The organism is Ruegeria sp. K7 (genome assembly GCF_056531785.1).
In genome coordinates this window covers 1-19,285 of record NZ_JBQFMJ010000031.1, presented here as the reverse complement: position 1 = coordinate 19,285, position 19,285 = coordinate 1, and the positions used below count along the sequence as shown (strand labels likewise).

Annotated in this window: 16 protein-coding genes; 5 read left to right on the top strand and 11 right to left on the bottom strand. The window is 51.1% G+C overall.

What is annotated here, in order from left to right; genetic code table 11:
• Positions 1–101 precede the first annotated feature (101 nt).
• Positions 102–1,574 carry a hypothetical protein gene (locus ACR0FE_RS23280; protein ID WP_480915525.1) on the top strand — a complete coding sequence of 491 codons (1,473 nt, stop codon included), beginning with the start codon at positions 102–104 and terminating at the stop codon, positions 1,572–1,574.
• Between the two features lie 1,037 nt (positions 1,575–2,611).
• On the opposite strand, the gene ACR0FE_RS23275 is transcribed toward ACR0FE_RS23280, so the two are convergent.
• Complete coding sequence (locus ACR0FE_RS23275; protein ID WP_480915523.1) at positions 2,612–3,397, bottom strand: hypothetical protein; 786 nt, start codon at positions 3,395–3,397, stop codon at positions 2,612–2,614.
• 47 nt (positions 3,398–3,444) lie between these two features.
• Positions 3,445–5,118, bottom strand: a complete 1,674-nt coding sequence (locus ACR0FE_RS23270; protein ID WP_170386664.1) for a sulfatase-like hydrolase/transferase — start codon at positions 5,116–5,118, stop codon at positions 3,445–3,447.
• Positions 5,119–5,394: 276 nt separating this feature from the next.
• On the opposite strand from ACR0FE_RS23270, the gene ACR0FE_RS23265 reads away from it, so the two are divergent.
• Positions 5,395–6,351 carry a helix-turn-helix domain-containing protein gene (locus ACR0FE_RS23265; protein WP_480915521.1) on the top strand — a complete coding sequence of 319 codons (957 nt, stop codon included), beginning with the start codon at positions 5,395–5,397 and terminating at the stop codon, positions 6,349–6,351.
• A 273-nt stretch (positions 6,352–6,624) separates the two neighbouring features.
• Here ACR0FE_RS23265 and ACR0FE_RS23260 read toward each other — a convergent pair whose 3' ends face one another.
• Both ACR0FE_RS23260 and ACR0FE_RS23255 read right to left on the bottom strand, forming a co-directional pair.
• On the bottom strand, positions 6,625–8,076 hold the full coding sequence (locus ACR0FE_RS23260; protein ID WP_480915519.1) for a DUF2779 domain-containing protein: 1,452 nt from the start codon (positions 8,074–8,076) through the stop codon (positions 6,625–6,627).
• 129 nt (positions 8,077–8,205) lie between these two features.
• Entirely contained in the window at positions 8,206–8,982 is a 777-nt protein-coding gene (locus ACR0FE_RS23255) for a 2-keto-4-pentenoate hydratase (protein ID WP_480490771.1), read from the bottom strand.
• 123 nt (positions 8,983–9,105) lie between these two features.
• Between ACR0FE_RS23255 and ACR0FE_RS23250 the strand changes: the two genes are divergently transcribed.
• Both ACR0FE_RS23250 and ACR0FE_RS23245 read left to right on the top strand, forming a co-directional pair.
• A complete protein-coding gene (locus ACR0FE_RS23250) occupies positions 9,106–9,303 on the top strand; it encodes a DUF3955 domain-containing protein (RefSeq protein WP_170657922.1) in 198 nt (65 codons plus the stop codon).
• A 1,049-nt stretch (positions 9,304–10,352) separates the two neighbouring features.
• The gene (locus ACR0FE_RS23245) at positions 10,353–12,389 is read left to right on the top strand and encodes an autotransporter family protein (RefSeq protein WP_480915518.1); all 2,037 of its coding nucleotides are present in this window, start codon (positions 10,353–10,355) and stop codon (positions 12,387–12,389) included.
• An 88-nt stretch (positions 12,390–12,477) separates the two neighbouring features.
• Here ACR0FE_RS23245 and ACR0FE_RS23240 read toward each other — a convergent pair whose 3' ends face one another.
• Positions 12,478–13,410 carry an SdiA-regulated domain-containing protein gene (locus ACR0FE_RS23240; protein ID WP_480915517.1) on the bottom strand — a complete coding sequence of 311 codons (933 nt, stop codon included), beginning with the start codon at positions 13,408–13,410 and terminating at the stop codon, positions 12,478–12,480.
• 218 nt (positions 13,411–13,628) lie between these two features.
• Here ACR0FE_RS23240 and ACR0FE_RS23235 point away from each other — a divergent pair, with 218 nt between their 5' ends.
• Complete coding sequence (locus tag ACR0FE_RS23235; RefSeq protein ID WP_480915515.1) at positions 13,629–14,351, top strand: DUF4956 domain-containing protein; 723 nt, start codon at positions 13,629–13,631, stop codon at positions 14,349–14,351.
• Here the strand turns inward: ACR0FE_RS23235 and ACR0FE_RS23230 are convergent, their stop codons facing one another.
• From ACR0FE_RS23230 to ACR0FE_RS23205, 6 genes are all read right to left on the bottom strand, one after another.
• Positions 14,352–15,293, bottom strand: a complete 942-nt coding sequence (locus ACR0FE_RS23230; protein ID WP_480915514.1) for a metallophosphoesterase family protein — start codon at positions 15,291–15,293, stop codon at positions 14,352–14,354.
• On the bottom strand, positions 15,283–16,716 hold the full coding sequence (locus tag ACR0FE_RS23225; protein WP_480915512.1) for a hypothetical protein: 1,434 nt from the start codon (positions 16,714–16,716) through the stop codon (positions 15,283–15,285). The genes ACR0FE_RS23230 and ACR0FE_RS23225 overlap by 11 nt, the downstream gene beginning before the upstream one ends.
• A gap of 784 nt (positions 16,717–17,500) precedes the next feature.
• Entirely contained in the window at positions 17,501–17,674 is a 174-nt protein-coding gene (locus tag ACR0FE_RS23220; RefSeq protein ID WP_480915510.1) for a hypothetical protein, read from the bottom strand.
• 401 nt (positions 17,675–18,075) lie between these two features.
• On the bottom strand, positions 18,076–18,690 hold the full coding sequence (locus ACR0FE_RS23215; protein WP_480915509.1) for a hypothetical protein: 615 nt from the start codon (positions 18,688–18,690) through the stop codon (positions 18,076–18,078).
• Positions 18,691–18,745: 55 nt separating this feature from the next.
• Positions 18,746–19,045 carry a hypothetical protein gene (locus ACR0FE_RS23210; protein WP_480915508.1) on the bottom strand — a complete coding sequence of 100 codons (300 nt, stop codon included), beginning with the start codon at positions 19,043–19,045 and terminating at the stop codon, positions 18,746–18,748.
• A 35-nt stretch (positions 19,046–19,080) separates the two neighbouring features.
• A partial coding sequence (locus ACR0FE_RS23205; protein WP_480915507.1) for a hypothetical protein occupies positions 19,081–19,285 on the bottom strand: 205 nt, incomplete at its 5' end.

The following is a 19,285-nucleotide window of genomic DNA, read 5'->3' as shown; positions in this document are numbered from 1 at the left end:
AACGCATCTTCATCCGAATACCGCTTCCGAGCCATCCATCATCCCTTCCGTGACACCAAAATAGTGGCACAGTTTTACGGGGCTAAGACAACTCTAGATTGTTGAAGCACAATGAGAGCACGTTGCTACTGCCAAACATCTTTAGAAGCCTCGGTTTAGAGCTTCTGATCCTCACCGATCAATTTCTTGCCAGAGATTTGGTGCACAATATCCGATCTCTGCATCCCTACATTCAGAGGTCTCCGACTGACGAGTTCCTTCTCAAACTGTCTTCAATTGAAGCACAAACGTTCCGGTTGGAATTTCTCCTGCAAGAACTGGGTTGTAGCCAGATCGATGTACTAAGTTCAATCGTATTTCCTCTTGATAACCTGCCACGCTATCAAGCTTCAGAGCACGAGTGCGATGTAGCATCCGCAATCTCAGGCACCGGTCCATTGATCCCACATGCCGAAACCAGAACCAGACCCCCGAGCAACATCGGTAAATTCGTTCATTTCCTAGCCTCTGGGTTTCAAGCTAGCCGTACGGGTAAGTTCGGAAAAACGAAAATTCCGAAGACCGTTGAAGACGCGGTTCGACTAATGGCGCCGGTCGAATCCCTTTTGGCAAACTGGCCGCATGGTTTCGAAAATTATGTGAAAAAGCTGCTGCATGAAGGTGATCCCGATGCAACTTCTGCTCCTGAGCGGCTTGGCAACTGGTATCAGCGCCTAATGCGGTTTCGAGAACCGGAATACGATGTGTTTAAGGACGCAGTGGCACGTGTGATCGAGAGAGAATTCAGTGGCTTCCATCCGGGTCGTTTGGCGTCTACTTCATCGAGAGAGTGGTTGCCCGCAACGGAAGCGGCACGACAACTCGGAATTTCTGCACAGCGTCTCGTTGCGGCAGTCCAGAAAAAAGAGATCGCTGGCAAGATCAGTCAACGCGGATTTGGACATAATCAAACAGTCGTTCCCAAATTCGAAGTTCTCAACATTGCAGCAGATCGTCGGCGCTTCTGGAGCGCGGCAGAAACATGTGACTATCTGGGAGTTGGACGTACACAATTCCAAATTCTCAAAGAACTTGGTGTGGTCGGCGAAGTCCCAGTTTCAGATCGGCCACCGCTCGTGGATGGCCGGTTCCACTCGAATTCGGTAGAGGAACTTGTCTTTAAGATTAGAGCATCGGCCACTGAATTGACGGGAGAGGCAGTTTTGTTCAAAGAGCTTACGCTTAATCGAACAACTGACAAGACGGCGCTGAAGAAGCTCATTCGTCTCATTTGTGAAGGTTCTATCGCTGCTGAATTGGAAGATCAGGATGTCCTACTCGGTGATTTCAGGTTCCAGAAATCGGACGTCGAAAAGGTTCTGCGATCTGAGCGGCACTCGTTGGACTGGACTGCAAATGATGTCGCGAAGTTAACGGGTTGGAAGGCTCAGGCGGTGACACATTGGTGCAAGCTGGGCCTGCTCGGATCCCCGGTTATCCCTAACTTGCGTTTGGCAAGCTCCGGATCGAAGACACGCAAGTCAATTTTGCCGGTTTTGATGGCGTGTTTTGCCAGCACCGCGATAAGATCGTGATCCTCTTCCACTTGAAGCCCGGAGCGCTCCAGCCAGTAGAGTTTCATTTCTTCGGTGACTGGTTTGGGGTTGGTCAGCCTTTTGGTATTAGCCGTGTCGATCCCGAACGATATCCGGATCCGGATATCGCTGTCGTTTTCCAGATCCCTCAGTTCAGGCAACTCCTTCATCAAAATCGATAGTGAAGACAAGAAGTCCTGATACCCGGTTACAATCAGACAATCTCCAGAGGTGATATGGGGCCGATAAAGATTGATGACCGGCCGGTCGATATTGGTGCCGACCTTCGCAACCGGTTCGGCACCAAGCTCGTCTTCGGGCTTTTGATTTGCTTCAGTGAGCTGCTGTGGCTTGGAGCGCAGCCAATCAGGGAGTGAAAACAATGAACAAGACTTGGATTTAGGACGCTTAGTCTAATATTGATACTGCGGGCATCGTCCTTCAAGACATCACCGGAAGAAACATTCGTTTTCCTGAAACTGTCGAAAATTCGCACCGGTTTTGTGGCAGAACGCCGGGATTTCGAGATTTAACATAAGTCGCAATTATGGAGCGTTTGGGCTCTCGTCGGCCAACCACCGCCGCACGAGAAAAACGGCCAGTCGTGAGTACACTTTCAGTGGTTACCTTGAGCCCAAGGTACAAAATGTTTCAGCGGATACTAAGGTCAGCTATGCGCAGAAAGCGAACTTTGCAAAGTCTTGGGTACAGATCGTAATAGAAGTCTATTTTCTCAGAACTCTGGGCCTAAGCATCGCTGGCTGGGGATTAGAAGCGCGAACGACGGATTCAGTTTCAAGGTTCAAATCCATCTCAGCGGATCGCCCAGAGACTGTTGATCTTCCCCGAGTTCAGAGCGGAGTGAACAGATAGAATGATGCGGCGTGACGCCAATTTATTTCCTACCGACCCGGTGCGGGCAGGGATTGGCTCAAGGCAGTTCCAGGAAGGGTCAAGATAGACGCAGAAAACAATTGGCTGAACAGAGTTCTGGCCTGTGACATAGATGATCTTCGCCGAGGTTGGGTGTGGGTGAACTAGTAGTTGAAACGCAAACCTAAGCCGGCACCTTTATCGTAGGGGCGGTCGGAACCTATACCGATGAGGAAATCAGCATAAATTGCGATGCCAGGACTGAGGTTCTTGCCAATCTGGAACTCAGCGGTCGCTGGCCAAGCATCGTTCTCCCAGTCATATGGTGCTTTGATATCAGCCTTGGCCCAGTACCCATCGCCAAACGGTTGTAGCGCAATCAACCGCATCGCGGTTTGGTTTATGTCCGTCGGGCCATTGTATGAAGCAAAATGCTGGAGCAGTGGGATCAGCGTCAGCCCTGATTTTGTGTTTGCAAAGGCGAACCCGCCAAAAGGCGCAATTTGATCGGACCCGGTTCCGATCCCTTTTTCCGGGTCGCCAAAGTCCAGTATCCACTCCAGGCCAATGGCCGACTTGATGGCCCACGTTTCGTTGAGCGGTCTCTGAGAAGGGAAATAGATCGCTTTGAGGCTCAATTTCTCAAAGTCAGTGAACCGAGTTCCAGTCACATCCGTTGAGTTGTAGTGCAACTCATATTTCAGTTTCAGATCAGGCCGCAGCATGTATGCGCCATCTATAAAGGCGTCCTGCTTGTCAGCACCGTTGCCCAAATCAAAATACTGATACCGGATGTCCGTGTTATTGACTGCGGCCAAAGGGTTTGAAGCGTTTTCATCGGCGATTGCTGGGGCCGCAACAATGCCAGTCGCCAATGCAAGGACAAGCGCTTGGATTTTCATATTGCTTCCAGAATTTTTGTTGTGGATGCCAAGCCCCACATCAAGCATATCATTATCTGATGCGGGGCTTGCATTACTCTTATCAGCTTCACCTTTTAGTCGGGCTGAATGTCCCGCTTGGCGACAAAGGCATCCACCGCTGCGACGGTTTCAGGGCGAAGGTTCACGATACCTTCATAGGGACGTCCAGTCGCGGCCGGTTGATCGGGGTACATTTCCTTGAATTTCAGGTGGCGGGCAATAATGCGGTTAAACTCATGTCCAGCCCATGCTCCGATCTCGGTCGATACGCTCTGTTCTTCGCGGGGGTCGCGGAACAGGTTGTAGAACTTGGCCACGATAGCATTTTCACCTTTGGCCGGAACTTTGAGTTTGATGTGTTCCTTTACCACCTCTTTCAGCGAATTGATCGAGTAGATCAGTACATGATCCCTGCGCCCATGCGTATCGCCAATAAACATCAGGGACGTCTGATCGACACCGTCAATGATCCGGTCGCGGGGGATGGCATCCATCGCTCCACCGATACGCGCAATTGACGTGAACAAATCAGAAATATGAATAATGTCAGATACAATCGAGTCTCCCTCGATCAAGCCGGGCAGGCGGGCAAACGCGTCCACCCGAACGCCTCCTTCAGACGTATCGGCCTTGCCGCCGCGGAAGACCAGCGGCGAAAACCCACTGCCGGGGGCATATTTGGTGAAGTGACCGTTGTCGCCCATCAAAACGATTAGGGTATTGTCCCTGAGCCCCAGCGCATCGACTTCGTTCAGAATGACCCCTATCCATTCATCCAGCTCTTCCATGCTTTCAACGAATGTACCGCCGTTGGGTGTCGTGAACGCCTCTCTCGTCGTGCGCGTTGTCGACAGAGGGACAAGCGGCCAGTATTGCAGGAAGAACGGTTCATCCCGTTCTGCTAGCAGGCGCAACTGTTCCATCGCCTGTGCCTGATAGCGGATGTTCATTTCATTATATTTGTCCTGGGTCCATTTCTCACCCGGTTCCATATGGACTTCGCGGACCTCCCCGCCAATAACAGCTTCAAGGCCGGTAATCATGTGTCCCGGATCAGGGCGAAACCAATCATCCAGCGTGTATTTGGAGTTGTAGTTGTCTTCCCCTATGGCCATGGTGATTTCTTCCTTGGCTGCATCTTCGTTGAAGATGGCCAACTGGCCCTGCTGATGGATGGGGAACGCGGCGTAGTCAAAGCCCTGATAAGTAGGCCAGGATTCCTGAATGTCGCCCATGTGCCATTTGCCAACATGCGAGGTGTTGTAGCCTACGGATTTCAGAACTTCGGCAATTGTGACTTCTTCATCGGCAAGGCCAAAACCTGAAATATCGACGGCGGTATCGCCCATCCCATTGCGATACGGCTGGCGACCCGTCATGAAGGCGACCCGCGACGGTGTGCAGGACGGCTCGGTATACATGCGCGCAAACCGCATGCTTTCCTCTGCGAGCGCGTTGATATTGGGCGTCGAATACCCGCGTATCGCGTTCATCTCGGGCATACCCATGTCGCCAAAACCCATATCGTCAATAAGGATGTAGAAGATGTTTGGAGGGTTCCCTCCGTTTTTCTCACGAAAATCGGCCAGCAGTTGGTCAACCTGTGCGTCGTTCTCGACCCAAACGGCTTCGTTTTGCTGCTTCAGCACATAGTATTCCGCATCATGCACGATATTGCTGTCCTGAGCTGCCGCCGTGATAGCGGAGCCGGCAAAGACCAGCGCGGAGAGGAACAGTTTTGATTTCATGAGATACCCCTGTTTCATGATTTACTTGTTTTCAGACCTTCAAGGATCAGGTGATGGCAAAAGGTTGAAAGGGAGAGTTCGCTGTCTTCAGCCTGTGAGCGCAACAACTCTTTTTCGCTTTTGGTTAGCAGCGTTACGACGCGTTCGGTGCGCGCAGTATCGTCAGGCAACGATGGGCGTCCGAACCTCTTCCCTCTCGATTTGTCTGCTTTGTCTTGCAATTTTCCAAGCCTACATATTCGAATAACATTTCATGAAAACTACCTGCGGGGCGGAATGGACGACATCAAAAAACGATCAGCCCCCAAAAAAACCTGCGCCCCAAACACACTTTTTTTGCAGGACCCTTCGCAATTCCGCGAGCTGTCCCAATGGGATGTCGAGCTACGCCAAATTGAAGAGGGAACTATGAACTCTTCGGTATCCGTTTGGGCAGGTCTTGACCTTCAAATGATCGATTTGTCGTTTGATAAGGCTGTGTACCAAACCGGTGTTTCTCGCTCTGACATTCTAGCGTTTGGCTTACCAGACAAAGGGAGTGTACGGACTTGGCTTAACGGCTCACCCTCAGACACCGCTCTGATGAATTTTGGTAGCGGAGACCCTTTTGAAGGCGTGAGCAATTCAACGCTCACAGGCCTGACCTTTGCCATCGACATCCGAAGGGCTCAACGGATCGCCGACGATTGCGGTCTTGATATCAGCACCGCGCGAAATGACGCTTTAAGATCTTTCGTTAGCGACGCTGGCAAGCTTCATTCCTTAGTCAAAAACAAAGCGCGCTTTCTAATTGGATCAGCGGCCGGACCAAGCTCTGATAGTGAAGAGAGTGATATGATCTTAGAGCTTCTGGAAATGCTGGTGGTAGGCGAAAAATGGAGTGATCGGCGAAACAGTAAAAATAGAACCCGTTTAGCACAACAAGCCGTTGAGTTCATGCGGGCCCATTTGATGGATAACGTGTCAATCGGTGAAGTATGTGCAGATATTCAGGTATCCGCATGCACTCTTCGTCGCGCGTTTCAGGAAACATATGGGGTGAGCCCCAAGCAGTTTTATCTAAGAGCCCGTCTCGGTGCTGTGCGCCATGAACTGGTATCCTGCTCGCCAGAGGAGAGTATATCGGACATCGCAAACGCTTACGGATTTTGGCACATGGGTCAGTTCGCGCGAGACTACAGAACACTCTTTGGACAACTGCCGACACAAACGTTGTCCGGCAAAATGAACTGAAACAGAGCTTGGCAACAGTCTTTGGCGCAAAGTTTGTGTTAAGCAATTGTAGTTGTGTACTCGTTTCAGATGCGACTCGCGCCATGGTCGGAGGACGAACTGATTTCTCGTTTTCTGAAATAGAACCCAGACTCCTGAAAGGTCTACGCGGTCACCACGTCTTGTATCGGTTGGATTGGCAAGATTAAGTGTTGGGGGCGCCGTAACTCCGGCAAATCGCCTAGTCTCCTAGGGGAGCAGCACCGCCAGTTGTTTTGAGGTTCGCAGCACAGCTCACATCGCCAGCAATTCCTGATGAATTGCGACCATTGCCCAAGTGTCGCGCGTGCAATACGCCACAAGATCAGAATAGACCTTCTCGCGCGCTGGATCATCCGGTTCGGTCAGTGTTACGTCCTTCCAAAGGCGAGACGCGCTCGCCCCCTCTTTGATGTCCAGATCATCGTATGAAAGTTCTGGCAAAAACGCTGGAAGAACGGCCTTGATAGAGGCGCTTCCCTTGAACGCGGGATCGTTGATCACTTCATCTGCAAACGGCTTCATAAGATCTACAACGCGGGCGTTTAGGCCTTCCAGGAACTCTGCATGCTCTGGATAAGTTTCCGCCATTTCCGTATTGCGCGATTTCTCGAACGGAGCATACCAAACCACTACAGAGCCAACGTTTCCTATGTCCTCACGAAGCCTTTTCAGCAAGGCTGGCATTGGGTTACTGGCGTCTCGGTGGAGATACTCCCTGTGCTCAATTTCTCCGCCAGGCTCATGCTGGATATGCAAGGAATACTGGAAAGCCACTTGCTGATAGGGACGCGTTCCGTCCCAGGGTGGCAGCAAACTCTGAGATGTCTCGTAGTCAAAGTAGTGAACCGGATAGACAATCTCGCTCAGAAACCTGCTTAACTCCTGATGATCGATTGTGCGTTCACCGTTCGCCAGAGCTCTCAAGTAGCGCTGTGTCGACTTGCCTAACACAGATGGATCACTGATCTCGTCAATCTTTGTGATCCCATTTGCGATGAGTTCCGAGGCTTTTTCCGCATTCATGAACGGAAGGCGGTGGATACTGTCATGCGCGAGAGGTGGGTCGAGTTTTTCGCGGATCTCCAGCCATTCACCATAGGATTTAAGGCGCGCACGTTCGGGGGACGGATCAGGCATCGTACCGCTGGCAACGACGCTCAATGCCTGATCGATACGCGTGCGTGTTTTTTCGAGCTGCTCAGTCACCGCATCCGTGATGTCAGTGATGCTGACAAGCTCTTGCGGATTGATTTCGCCGTTTCTGACGTAATCACGGTTCACATGTGCCACTTCGCAGCGCGCAATGGGGAACCCCGCTGCCTCAAGTACGACACGCTGGAATGCGAGATCAAAAGTGTGTTCGGGCTTTGCAGATGTCCCGCTCTTGATCTCTGTCAGAACGTACCCATCGTCACTGCGGCTCACGATGTCGGAGATGCAAGTTATGGTTCCATCTTCATAGCGTCCCTGCGCCACTGCGTTTGCACCATCTCTCCAAGCCTCCAAAGTACGCGCGGGCAGAGCCTGGTATTCTGAAAAATCTGAAAAACCGAGGCGAACGAGATCACCAAATAGCTCCTCAGCATATGGCTCAAACGCGTGCCCCTCGTCAAAACGTGCTTGCAATGAAGGGTCAATCGGCGGCAGCAGATGCCTGGCGTGTTTCTTGATCCATAGCCAGGCGGGGTGCCTGAGAAACATCATGTAATCTGATTTGGATAGCATCGTATAATTTGCATTCCAGAATTGATGAAATCAGTGGAAGACTATCGCGCCCAGCTATTGAGGGTAACTTTTCTTTGGTGAAGTAGGCGTCACAACTCTATTACAGCCTCATGTAAATCGCACCGACAGCTCGGTGTCCATGACACCACCAAAGCCCGCTGACCATTGTTCGCCCGGAAACACTGGCCATGCGTCTGTCAAAGTACCAGTTGTGACTAGCTCGCCTCCTTGAAGCCGGTCGGCGTCTGAGAGCAGAGAAACAAGATGAGCCAGGACTTCAATTGGGCCACCGAGCGCGTTTTCACCCTTGCCGGACTCGATAGCCTCGGTGCCCTTGAACAATGCTAGAGGCACTTCGGCCAAGCCGGTCAAGACATCATGCGTCGCCGCGATTTTGTCGCCAAGAACAAGGCAGCCGTGCAATCCTTGTGCTGCGATTGAGTCTTCGACCGAGAATTTCCAGTTGGGATAAATCGATTGAACAATTTCAAATCCTGGAGCAACCCACTCTACGCAACCTGCCAATTGCTCATTGTTCATTTCAGCCGTCGGCGTATAGCCAAGACCTAGTACGATTTCTGGCTCGATTCTCGGTTCTGAATACCTTGCCAAGTTTACCGGCTGATCAGTCGAAAACAGCCCATCTGCGTGGACCTCTCCCCAAATGGGTTGATCTACATCGTAAACAGGCCAAATCGCGCGGTTCGTGAAGCCGACCTTCCGGCCAACTCTCTTTTTGCCCTGTAGCTCTCGGACGCGACTTGCAATCGAATAAGCGTCATCCAGAGTCAGCGGTACTGCATCTGAAGACAGTTTAGTTATCTGCTGAGCAGAGGTCAGGGCATCAGCGATTGTTTTAGCGTTAGCTTCAATATCTCTTGTCATATTCGCATTATACGCGCCGACGGCTGGATTGCGATGCAATCAAGGTATTGAAGAATTAGGTTCCTCAATGCACAGGTATGAAATACGATGCTAACTATTGGTCCATTCCCTAGGAGACCTGACATGACCAAACTTCGCCTTTTTGGTATCGTCATCCTTTTCCTTGCAGCACTAAGTGGGCTTTCAGAGCATCTGTTTTATGGCGGTGTCGACCCAAACGGCGTTCTGCAAGAAAGCTTCTTTTTGCCGCTGACTTTCATTCTCGCAGCAATTGGCATCGTTGTGCTCGTAGCTTCTTTGTTCCAATCGCGGCGTGACTGAGACGCGTCCGTCAGTTAGAACGCTGTTCCAAAACGCAAATCGGGTAATCTCCAGGATGGCGACCTCCGCCCAAGTCTAGGCAGGCCTCCTAATATTGGTAACGTTCGACCGCACGTCCCGCTAGGAACATGCATAACCCCACCGTCAATACGGTGAGCGCCAACAGTATCTTCGTACTCCGTGTCATTGCTCAGTTTATTGTTTCATTCTCTTGGTGTCAGTCAACCAGCTTTCAGATATTGTCGAAAATTGGCAAACTCTAAATCTCAAACTTCAAATTGGTTTCGTCGAGTTTCTGAATAAGGAACGCGCCCTCGATCAGATCAATCTCGGTCCAGAAGTTTTGGCCTACTAGCTTGAAAAGGTGCGTATCGGCAGAGCGGTGAGCATCTGCATTGATCTTAGCTATCGACTCCGAAATCCAATGATCCATGCCTATACTCAATGGCGCTGTTCAGCGCCCGTCAAGCTCGGGAAAATCGTTTCAAGGCTTGACCTTTTGCGACTGCTTCTACGCAAAGGTGGGTATGGTCGGAATGCAAAACCCGGCTTGTCTTGCCTCGCAGTAATTGCACGAGCAGGTCTGCATTGGGCAGACCTTCCCGTGTTGTGAGTTTGCTCATATGCCACAACAAAAAATCCAAAAAGATAAACTTTGTTTTTCAAGTCCTAAGTTGAGGTAGCTTCGCTTGTACCGCGAGAGGAGAAAGTTGGTGACAAACAATAGGCCGTTCCCACTAAGTCGAATTGCTCAGCTCATCACTCTGGCGAATATCTCATTCGTAATTTTGGCTTATTTGATGTCGCCAACCAAAGTACAAGCCCAAAGCTCACAGGCCTGCGTAGAATTGGGGTCTCCTCGAATAGAGTATGCTTCTGGATCTGAAAGCACTCGCGTTAATCAAACAATCTCAACGACGGAACGCACGTGTCTCCCGATCCCAAACGGACCCATTACAGGACTTACAATTGGAAATTCCTCAATTACGTCCTCAGGTGAAATTGAGTTGTATGTTCCGGGCCAAAATACCGTCCCAAGCAATGCTTCTGTGTTAACTCTTCTGAATGTTGATGTCGCGGCGGGTAACGGAGACTTTGTATCCCGGGAAGCGTTGGCAACAAACATCAACGGGAAGCTCAGAGTGAACCTCATTGGAACTTCGATTGGTTCCGGCAGATCAATGACGTTCGCTCCCTTCAACGGCGCGAATATCGACCCCACTGAAGTCTACTTCCAGTCAGACCGACCGTTAACGTACGACAACCTTACTGTAATGGGTGCTACTGAAGTGGTTTTTGGGGCCTACTATATTCAGACGCGGGTTGCTGAGGCTTCTGATTTCACACTGACGAACAGTTCGATTTCTTCAACCAGTGACATGGCGATAGCGGCAGGCACGACCGTTCGGCTCGATGCAGCAAGCAGTTTGAACACCGTAAACTTTGAGAATTTTGGCACGCTGGCCGGAACGGGAACCGTGAACGCATTCAACTTCACAGTTAAGAACGGAGGGGTGCTTTCGCCGGGCTTTTCAATTGGTACGCTTAACAATAGTGGCGGTATCGCCTTTGAAACTGGGTCAAGGATCTTAAGTGAAGTCGATCCGACGGCCGGTCAGAAAGCCGATTTGGTGTCATCCAGCGGGCCCGTTACAGGGATTAACCGCGCCACTATACAAGTCGAAGCCGCTCGTCCCGGCCTGACTGCGCAGGACTATGCTGCTGGCAACGACTACACGGTTTTTCAAGCCTCGCGTTTCGATGGAAACTCCCCAACTCTTGTTGCCGGAGGATCTCTGCCCGCCCTATCCAGTCTGAGTATCTCAAACACGCCAACCGCGGACGGTAGAATCGACATAGCGTTTTCGACCCTCCCCGTCTCGAGTTTACCACAACATCCATCAGTTGTTGGATCTCCCAATGCAAGCAACCTTGCTGGTGCGGTGGCTAACACCACAAACACGTCACCTGGAACTAATCTGACCAATGGCTCAACCTTGGGTAATTCCGTTAACACGCTTACCAATTCAGGTTTGTCTGGATTTAATCGTGTGCACGCAGAGCCCTATTCCTCCAATTTGACCGTTGGGCTTGAGCAACTTGACCTGATAACAAACACTGTGCTGAGCCATGCTGACTGCCGCAAGTATCAAGCGGTTGGCTTCAGCAATGCGGATCAACCCGTTGCAGAAGGCGACATCGACTCGGCCCAGAGCCCGAGCGGCGCAATAGACTGCTCTGATCGGCGCTGGTGGATCGACACGGCCTATGTAAGCGGGGACGTTGATGGAAGCAATGGCCTTGGGACATTCGACTATTCGCTGGGCACGATTTTGGTCGGAGCGGATGTCGCAAGCACCGATAGAGGTGTGGTCGGCGTGTACGCAGGTTTTGGGACATCCTCCATGGATGAACACGATCAAGTCGATCAGGACTTTTCGACCGACAGCTATCATGTGGGCGTCTATGGGCGCACAACAACCGGAACTTGGGAGTTCTCCGGGCTGGTCGGTTACATGTTCGGTGAAACCGACGCCAAGCGAAATAACCCTTCTGTTGATGGCTTTACGGGAGGCGAGGCAAAGTCTGATTTGGACCAAGAGGGCATCCATGCCGGTATCCAGGCACTGAAGCTGTTTAACTTGGACAGCGGTGCAAGGGTTTCTACGGTTTTTGGATTGAACTACGGGCGTATTCAACAAGGTTCAGGCACAGAGACGGGCGGTGGTGATTTCAACTACTCGATTGAGAAAGCGAACGCAGAGTCTCTGGTTGCTTCCATTGGAGTTGATTACCAACGCGACTTCTTGACAGAGAATGGATTGCTAACCCCAATCGCCTTTGCTCGTTACGAGTATGACTTCTTTGCCAACAAGGATAGTGAGCACGAAATCACTGTGACGAGCCCGATATTTGGCACGTTCACACAAGTCGGACAAAACCGAGGTGCAAATGGCTTCGTACTTGGTCTGGGGCTAGGGTATCAGATCTCTGATCTGGCCAGACTAACGGCAGGATATGGCTATTCTGTTCGCTCCAATGGCCAAGAACATGGCCTAGGTGCGAATTTAAGTGTTCGGTTCTGATTAGGGTGGACCAACGACGAGGAATGGTAAGCTAGCTGCAACAACTTGCGTCAGCTATTGTGGCGATGTGAACTTCATTCTCTAACGATCAAAATTTGGGGATATTAAAAACGTAAAGCCGTGATTTCTTGGCGTCGTCTGTCAGGATGTAGAGAAGCCCTTTGGTCTCATCGAGAGCGATTCCTTCGGGATGTTTAACTTCCTTTTGTTCGCCATCTTCTGTGAACGTCAAACTGATAGACTTTACTGACTTGGATTTTGGATTGTAGACGAAGATCTGACGGCTTTTGTCACTCACAATCCAAAGAGAACGCGAGGACCGGGACCAGGCCAGGCCACTCAAATCCAGTTCATCATCATCTACACGCTCGGAGATAAAACCTGCATCGCGGGCTAAAGGAATGATCTCAATAATTTCGTCCAGCTCTGGCGATAACACCATTAACAACCTTGGTTGTCCCTCAATGCCAACGAACACCCGCCCAGATTCCGGGTCAACGGCGATGCCTTCGGGTCCCTTGTTCAAAGGGTTGCCGACGAGTAATGCAGCGGCGGTCGGGTAACCTTTAAGAGATGCGAGAGGTATTGTCGTCAGTTGAATGGGGTCGGTTGGGTGAACGACTAGGATTGATCGGTCAGTTTCTTGAAGCACCAAAACAGACCCATCCTTTCGAGGTGCAACACCCTCCAAATCTGATCCTGCCAATGCTGGCAACTTGAAAGAGTTTCCCAATACCCCGTCGACTCCGAGTAGGTGCAGTTTAGGTTCGGCATCACTTACAGACCACAAGAAGCCTTCAGCGTTAGACATTGCCAAGCCGGAAGGCTCTGAAAATCCCTCTGATTTGTCTGCCACCTTGAATTTATCGACCAGAACCAAACCAGCACTTTCGGCGCAGGCAAAATCGGTCCAAGGCAAGAAGGCTGCCGCAACCAAACTGGCCGCAAAAGCGAGTCGTCTAAGTTTGCAGAAACACCGTGAAATTTCAGCTTTTGACGAAAACACTCTGTTTTCTGTCATTGGATTCTCTCGCGCTTGGACCACATCCCTGTATCAGCGTTCGTATCACAGTCCGGATACGTTGTCCGAAGAATGCACTGTAATCTCTTTACCTGATCCCGCCTGTTGCGATTGAATTGAATAGGGCATGATGTGCCTTTGGTTAAGCGTAAGCCTTTGGCGTGAGCAGGAAGGAAGACAAGTTGAATACGACCCTCACATTTGTGACCGTGTTTTTGATGCTGCTGTTGCCAGGTGCTGCGGTGTCACAAGTCGACCCTGCGACGATGCTGGCCGGGGCTTCGGGGTCGGAAATCGTTATCGAACGCCGGTGGACGCAGTTTCGTGGCAAACAGGAACTGTATTTCTTCACGCTCGATGTGATCGTCACGATCATTCTGGCTGGCTTGATCGTCTATCATCCGGTGAGACGTAAAGCCCGTAGAAGCGTCCGCGACATAGTTATGCCAAGGCTTTTCTTCCTGTATGCGCTTATCGGTATGGCGGTTGGTTTTCTGGTGGTTCAGCACGGTTCAATGATCGGTTTCGTTATCTTTGGCATCGGCGCGTTGCTCAGGTTCCGCTCCAATCTCGATGATCCGGTGGACACTGTCGAAATGATAATCGTGACCGTTCTTGGTCTTGCGGTCGGTCTGGGCTTGCCGCTGATGGCCACACTGGTGGCGGTTGTATGTTGGTGTTTCATTTGGCTTGGTGGAAGAAACAAGGGTGTAGAGATTTCCCTCAAGGCCTCAGACGAAGAGCACTCGTTGAATGTCAGCGGCGCCATTGAAGCTATGGCCGCAGACGCTGGATGGAAGCTGGTCAGAAAACACCACGTCCCCGGAAAATCTCGCGTTTCATTACTGTTCATCACCTCGGGTGGACTTTCAGAAGCTCGGATAGAAGAGATGATAAACGATCTGGTTCCTGAAAAAGTTGAACTGAAACTCAACCTCTAGTCATTTAGCAAGGTCTAAACGTTTCAACACCGCATTCGGGGATCTGATCTCTTTCGGGAGCGACTTGAAGTTTACCGACCTTTCGAAATCAGGCCCTCGATATACTGCTATCCCAAACTCTCCGTTCGGCTGGAACGTAACATGAGTGAAGCTGTGAGGTGATCTGGTGCTATCGCCAATAAGCCGCCGTGGACCACCTCCCAAACAAGCTTGAGAGACATAAGCCACACCGTCTTTCCAACCGGGGTAGAAGGCATGATGGTGGCCTGACAGATGCAGAACAACACCGCTTTCCAGATAGATTTTTTCAAGTGTTGGGTCACCGATGATTTCGCGTTCGCGCTGGATCGCGAACGGCCAAAGTGGGAGGTGACTGAAAGTGACAATCGGGTCTCCGTCTGCACCCAGTTCCTGTAGGCGGTCCTGCTGGTCACCGGATAGAGGTCCTAGTGTCGTTGCATCCAGAGACGCAAAAGTAATGCCCTGCATCTCAAATGCGTAGAAGAACGGGTAGTCATCTGAAACCAGGAAATCGACGTCTGGTTTTCTCGGAACCCATTCCTCTGCGTATATTTTTCTTTCACGCTCGAACCCACGGTAGGCAGAGGCATCATGGTTTCCTGGCGTGACTGCAAATGGAATGCCGGCAGCCTCTAAAGGATCTGATACGGCCTCGTGAAACGCCTTCCACATCTCCCTGACCTGTTTGTCGGACAAGTTGGGAATGCGCTGTCCCGCAACCATATCTCCGGTCGAAATAACCAGATCTGGATCAATCTCGATTATGCGCTCAATCGCCTTGTCGACGCGGGTATCGTATCTTACCGAACCGTAGCTTCCGTTCAAATCCGATATGACGATGACATCCAATGCCGCCCCTTTGCTGGCGAGCAGATTGGTCCAAATGATCACCGCAACAAGGGCAGAACGCTTAAGGGTCATTACAATCCACAACCTCTACCTCGGTGTCGTTTCTCAAAAAGAATGCGACAGGATCCAAGTCGAACATCAAATCACCACTAGAACAATTGCTCTGGAGGATGGACGTTGCCAGCGCAGTGTTTTTGACAACTTGTGCAATCTGACTGTCTGACAATCCAAAGCTTTGCGACAACCAGTCATAGACCGGGCCTTGGGACTGAAGGTCACTATTCAATGCAACCAAGCGCCGATACGTACTTGGAGAGAAGTGCCGCATTTTCTCCAGCATTTGAGTAGATTTCGCGAAGTTGGCATACTCGACACGCCCGCCAGCATCGTTGTCGTTTAGATTGCTGCGACGGATCAATAATGCGTCGGCGGGAATATCTCCATCGTTCGGCTGATGGTGCTTCGTTTTCTTATGTTTTAGCTTTCCGGCTTCGACCCAATACCAATAGGGTGTGAAGTCTATGTTTCCTACACGGTCCTGCTGGCTGAAGATGAAGTCGAGTAGAACAATCTCGGTAAGTTCTTGCATCCAAAATGCCATCTGTTGGTCACTGACATCGGGGCCGAGATCCTTGTTGATCATCCGGTCTCTTCGGCCTTCTTTAACGCCCTCTTCAATAGCCTCTGGCAGGGGTTTTGAGGAACGCAAAGCCAAGAAAGCAGGCGTTTCCTGGAAATCACGGTTTTGGCCTTTCCCCCAACCAGACTTGCGGGTGCCGTTGATTTCCGAGCCGTATCGATGCCCAGGACTATCAAGCAGTACACCGTATATTTGCGTTCGATCTGCGGTGAATAGATCATCGGTCGGTTGGTATGAGTTCGGGTCGGCGTCCGCAGCTGCAAAGACCCGCCAGCCTTCATGGTTCATGCGCCCGCCGCGAGAGCCACCAGAAATCGCAAGGCCAGGCTCTGCAACCTCGGAGAAATGCGCCTGGGCGTCCATGCTACGCCAAACGGCGACTGGAACTTTGACAGTCGCGTCGAAATATCTGGAGAAATGATAGTAAAGCAGTGAAGACGTGGAAAAGGTTCCACTGGTGCCCTTTTGGTTCATGGTGGACTTGAATTTAGCCACCCTGTCCTTGGCCAGATCTTTCGCCGCCTTCCCCTCTTTGCAAGCGTTTCTCTCGAATTCAGAACGGTTCCCCGTGTAGGGTCCTTCCGAAATATCGTAGACGGCCATTCCTGGGCTGGTGCTCCAGGTTTTCGGGCAAATAGCAATTTCGGAGGCATAGAAATCGATCTCGCAATAGGCAGTTTCTTCCTCAAGATCGCTGTCCTTGTACTCGCCAGTCGGAACTTTTTCGATCCGAATACAGCGTTCAGTAATGCCGTTGGGACTATCAAATGTCGTGGCTTCACCCAGAACATCGTCGTTCGCCCACAAGGCAGTGGGTGCAATGAGAGCAAGTGACCCAAGAAGATTGAACTTCATTTAGATAGTCCTCCCGGAATCATTTAGGGCAAATCGCTGCCTGTTGTTCGGTGGAGATTTTCAACTTTGAGTCGACACTGAAGTTGGAGAACTTTGTGTCAATCCACTTGTCGCACCCGCCTGAACAAGGGGCCCCGTTTCGGGCACCATTCCAATAATCCTTGGCCCTTTCTTCCGTCCAACCGCAAAACTGAACGAGCGCCATTGCCGACAATGCCCCCGAGGAATGAACGCCCCACATGCAGTGCACCAGAACAGGGCCCTTTCCAGGGTTTTCAATCACCTCGTGTATGGACGACATGACAGCACTGGGACGGGAGGATCTGGCGCTTTGATAGTCGAAAGATCCGTTTCCGCAACTGGTGCGACCGTATTCAGTGTTTTTGCCGAAGTCCGCATAAAACCCGGTTGAAAACCCTTCATCACACAAAGTTTCGCGTTGTTCTTCACTCAGGCCCGTTCGATCCTTGTCGCCGCCCTTGAAACCGGATCGATACAACACTCCGCTTAAGACTGGACGAAAGAAAGCGACACCATCAACGCCTCCGTCACCACCCTTTGACAGCATTTGACTGTTGCTTGGACCGCCATTTCGACTGGTCACGTCAGAATTCGCAGCGGTTGCGAGAACACCAATGAATATGAGGGACGCCAAATACCGCATGCGAACTCCTTTCTATACTTGAACCTTTGATGCTCAATCTCTTGCGACCTGATAATCTCTCGGAAAGGCTAGTTCACGACAACCATATCAAGTGGGCAGTTAGCTTTCCGCTGTGAAGCTTTAAATGGGCCACACCAGATTGATGATAACGACAACTACGAAGTAGGCTAGAACAACTTTCCAGTTCCATTGGTGCTTGTTGTCTTCGTTGATCACGCCAGCCGATTTCAATGCCAGGTTAGTGATGATTAAGGCGACAACGATGACCGCCGCGTGTGCCAGGTCGAAATGCAAGTTAGAGCTCCTTGTTTCAGATTGGGGATTGATGAAATTGTGTCAGCAGTCACCTGATGGCAGCATAGCTACATCTGAGTACCTTCCCTCAGACGTCGTGATCTGAGCACATGCACCAGTATCTTTGTTAAACCAGTACGAGGTCACCCCTTCGCTTCGGATGAGTTCAAATCCGAGACTTTGGATGCCCATTTCAGCTTGGCCCGCCCTTGCCCCTTCAAATGACGTAAGATCGCTAGAACTACCCACAGTTGGTGCACTTGCATCCACCGATCCGTCACTCTCGTCGCATGCTGCAAGCGCTGCAATACACGCCGTGCCGATCACAAATAGGACCTTGGATTTCATCTGTTTTTCCCTCGCTTTTTTGGACTAGCGTTCCAGGGTTTCTGGTTGATCACCTATTCAATTCCGAAAATTACGTTGTAATCGACGGAAGAATTGCCGCGATTGATAACCTCCGCAACATGATCACCGGATTGCCAAAGCTGCCCTCGATACTCCTTGTCCGCCGACATCAATCCCAACAGTTCAGAACCATCGGGGTTACGAATAACGTAGTCCAAGGAGCCATTTCGCGGAGCAACGCGGACGTAAAGAAACTGTTCGTTTTTGGCACCCAGAACGTATTGCTGCGACGCTCCGGGCGCGAGTTCACCGACTAGTTCTGCGCCAGTGGAGCCAGAATCAAATTTGACACGTTGGCTTCCAGTAGACCCGGCTGCGCCTGCCTTGGCTCCACCGCCATCATCCATCGCTTCGACAACCGACATCTCGCCGATGCTACCATCCTTGTACGCGATGCAGCGCCAAAGCGTTCCGCCTGCGTCACGTAGCATGACGAGCGTGCCCGCTTCGGAGAACTGAGAGCTTTCAATCGTACCGGATTGGCCGTCTGGTCCACCAACCTGCCGCAAATGGTCGATACATGCGTCGTCGGCTTCTGACATTGCAAAAGCTGCTGCGCCCGCGATTGCGAACATGGGTGTGAGGAGTTTGAGTAAATCGAGTTTCATCAGATGGTTCCCTGTTGGCTAATCCTTAGAGTTTTGCTCCGTACAAAGCGGAACCTCACTTTGCTTCTCGTAACTTTGACAGAAATTCATCGCATGCCTGTGCGCTGCCGACGATCTCGTCCGTCGTTTCAATTCCTTGCAGTGACGCCATTTCGGAATTTACGCGGTTGAGGATCTGATCCGCTTGCTCGGCGGTGATAAGGTTCTCGGCTTGTGCTCCTTTCAATGTGGTGCAGACACCGGCGGACAAGCCTGTCGCAACTCCGACGCCCATCGCAGCCCCGCTACCCAAGGTCATCGCCCCAACCACGCCAAGGACGAGCCCGATCACAATTCCCAAGATCACTTTTCCCATGTTTTCCTCCTTTTGGGTGAGAAGGAACTCCGCCTTCACTTCTGGCGCAATCTGCCTACCAATCTGCAAATCAAGACCAGCGCTAACAGGTTAAGTACTGGTGCAAGCGCCGCGAACCACGGTTTGATTTGCTCTGAGACCAAGTCCGATACAAGTATCCAGGGCAGTCCCAACGGCAAAAGGAACACCCCAGACAAAGGGTCTTTTTCTTGTCCAAACCAGCCAAATGTACCCGTCAAG

Excerpts from the sequence above, each read along its gene's own strand:
- ACR0FE_RS23235 (WP_480915515.1), top strand. The coding sequence starts at position 13,629 with ATGCTGCTGTTGCCAGGTGCTGCGGTGTCACAAGTCGACCCTGCGACG.
- ACR0FE_RS23270 (WP_170386664.1), bottom strand. The coding sequence starts at position 5,118 with ATGAAATCAAAACTGTTCCTCTCCGCGCTGGTCTTTGCCGGCTCCGCT.
- ACR0FE_RS23210 (WP_480915508.1), bottom strand. The coding sequence starts at position 19,045 with ATGGGAAAAGTGATCTTGGGAATTGTGATCGGGCTCGTCCTTGGCGTG.
- ACR0FE_RS23275 (WP_480915523.1), bottom strand. The coding sequence starts at position 3,397 with ATGCTTGATGTGGGGCTTGGCATCCACAACAAAAATTCTGGAAGCAAT.
- ACR0FE_RS23225 (WP_480915512.1), bottom strand. The coding sequence starts at position 16,716 with ATGAAGTTCAATCTTCTTGGGTCACTTGCTCTCATTGCACCCACTGCC.
- ACR0FE_RS23215 (WP_480915509.1), bottom strand. The coding sequence starts at position 18,690 with ATGAAACTCGATTTACTCAAACTCCTCACACCCATGTTCGCAATCGCG.
- ACR0FE_RS23250 (WP_170657922.1), top strand. The coding sequence starts at position 9,106 with ATGACCAAACTTCGCCTTTTTGGTATCGTCATCCTTTTCCTTGCAGCA.
- ACR0FE_RS23255 (WP_480490771.1), bottom strand. The coding sequence starts at position 8,982 with ATGACAAGAGATATTGAAGCTAACGCTAAAACAATCGCTGATGCCCTG.
- ACR0FE_RS23265 (WP_480915521.1), top strand. The coding sequence starts at position 5,395 with ATGGACGACATCAAAAAACGATCAGCCCCCAAAAAAACCTGCGCCCCA.
- ACR0FE_RS23260 (WP_480915519.1), bottom strand. The coding sequence starts at position 8,076 with ATGATGTTTCTCAGGCACCCCGCCTGGCTATGGATCAAGAAACACGCC.
- ACR0FE_RS23230 (WP_480915514.1), bottom strand. The coding sequence starts at position 15,293 with ATGACCCTTAAGCGTTCTGCCCTTGTTGCGGTGATCATTTGGACCAAT.
- ACR0FE_RS23240 (WP_480915517.1), bottom strand. The coding sequence starts at position 13,410 with ATGACAGAAAACAGAGTGTTTTCGTCAAAAGCTGAAATTTCACGGTGT.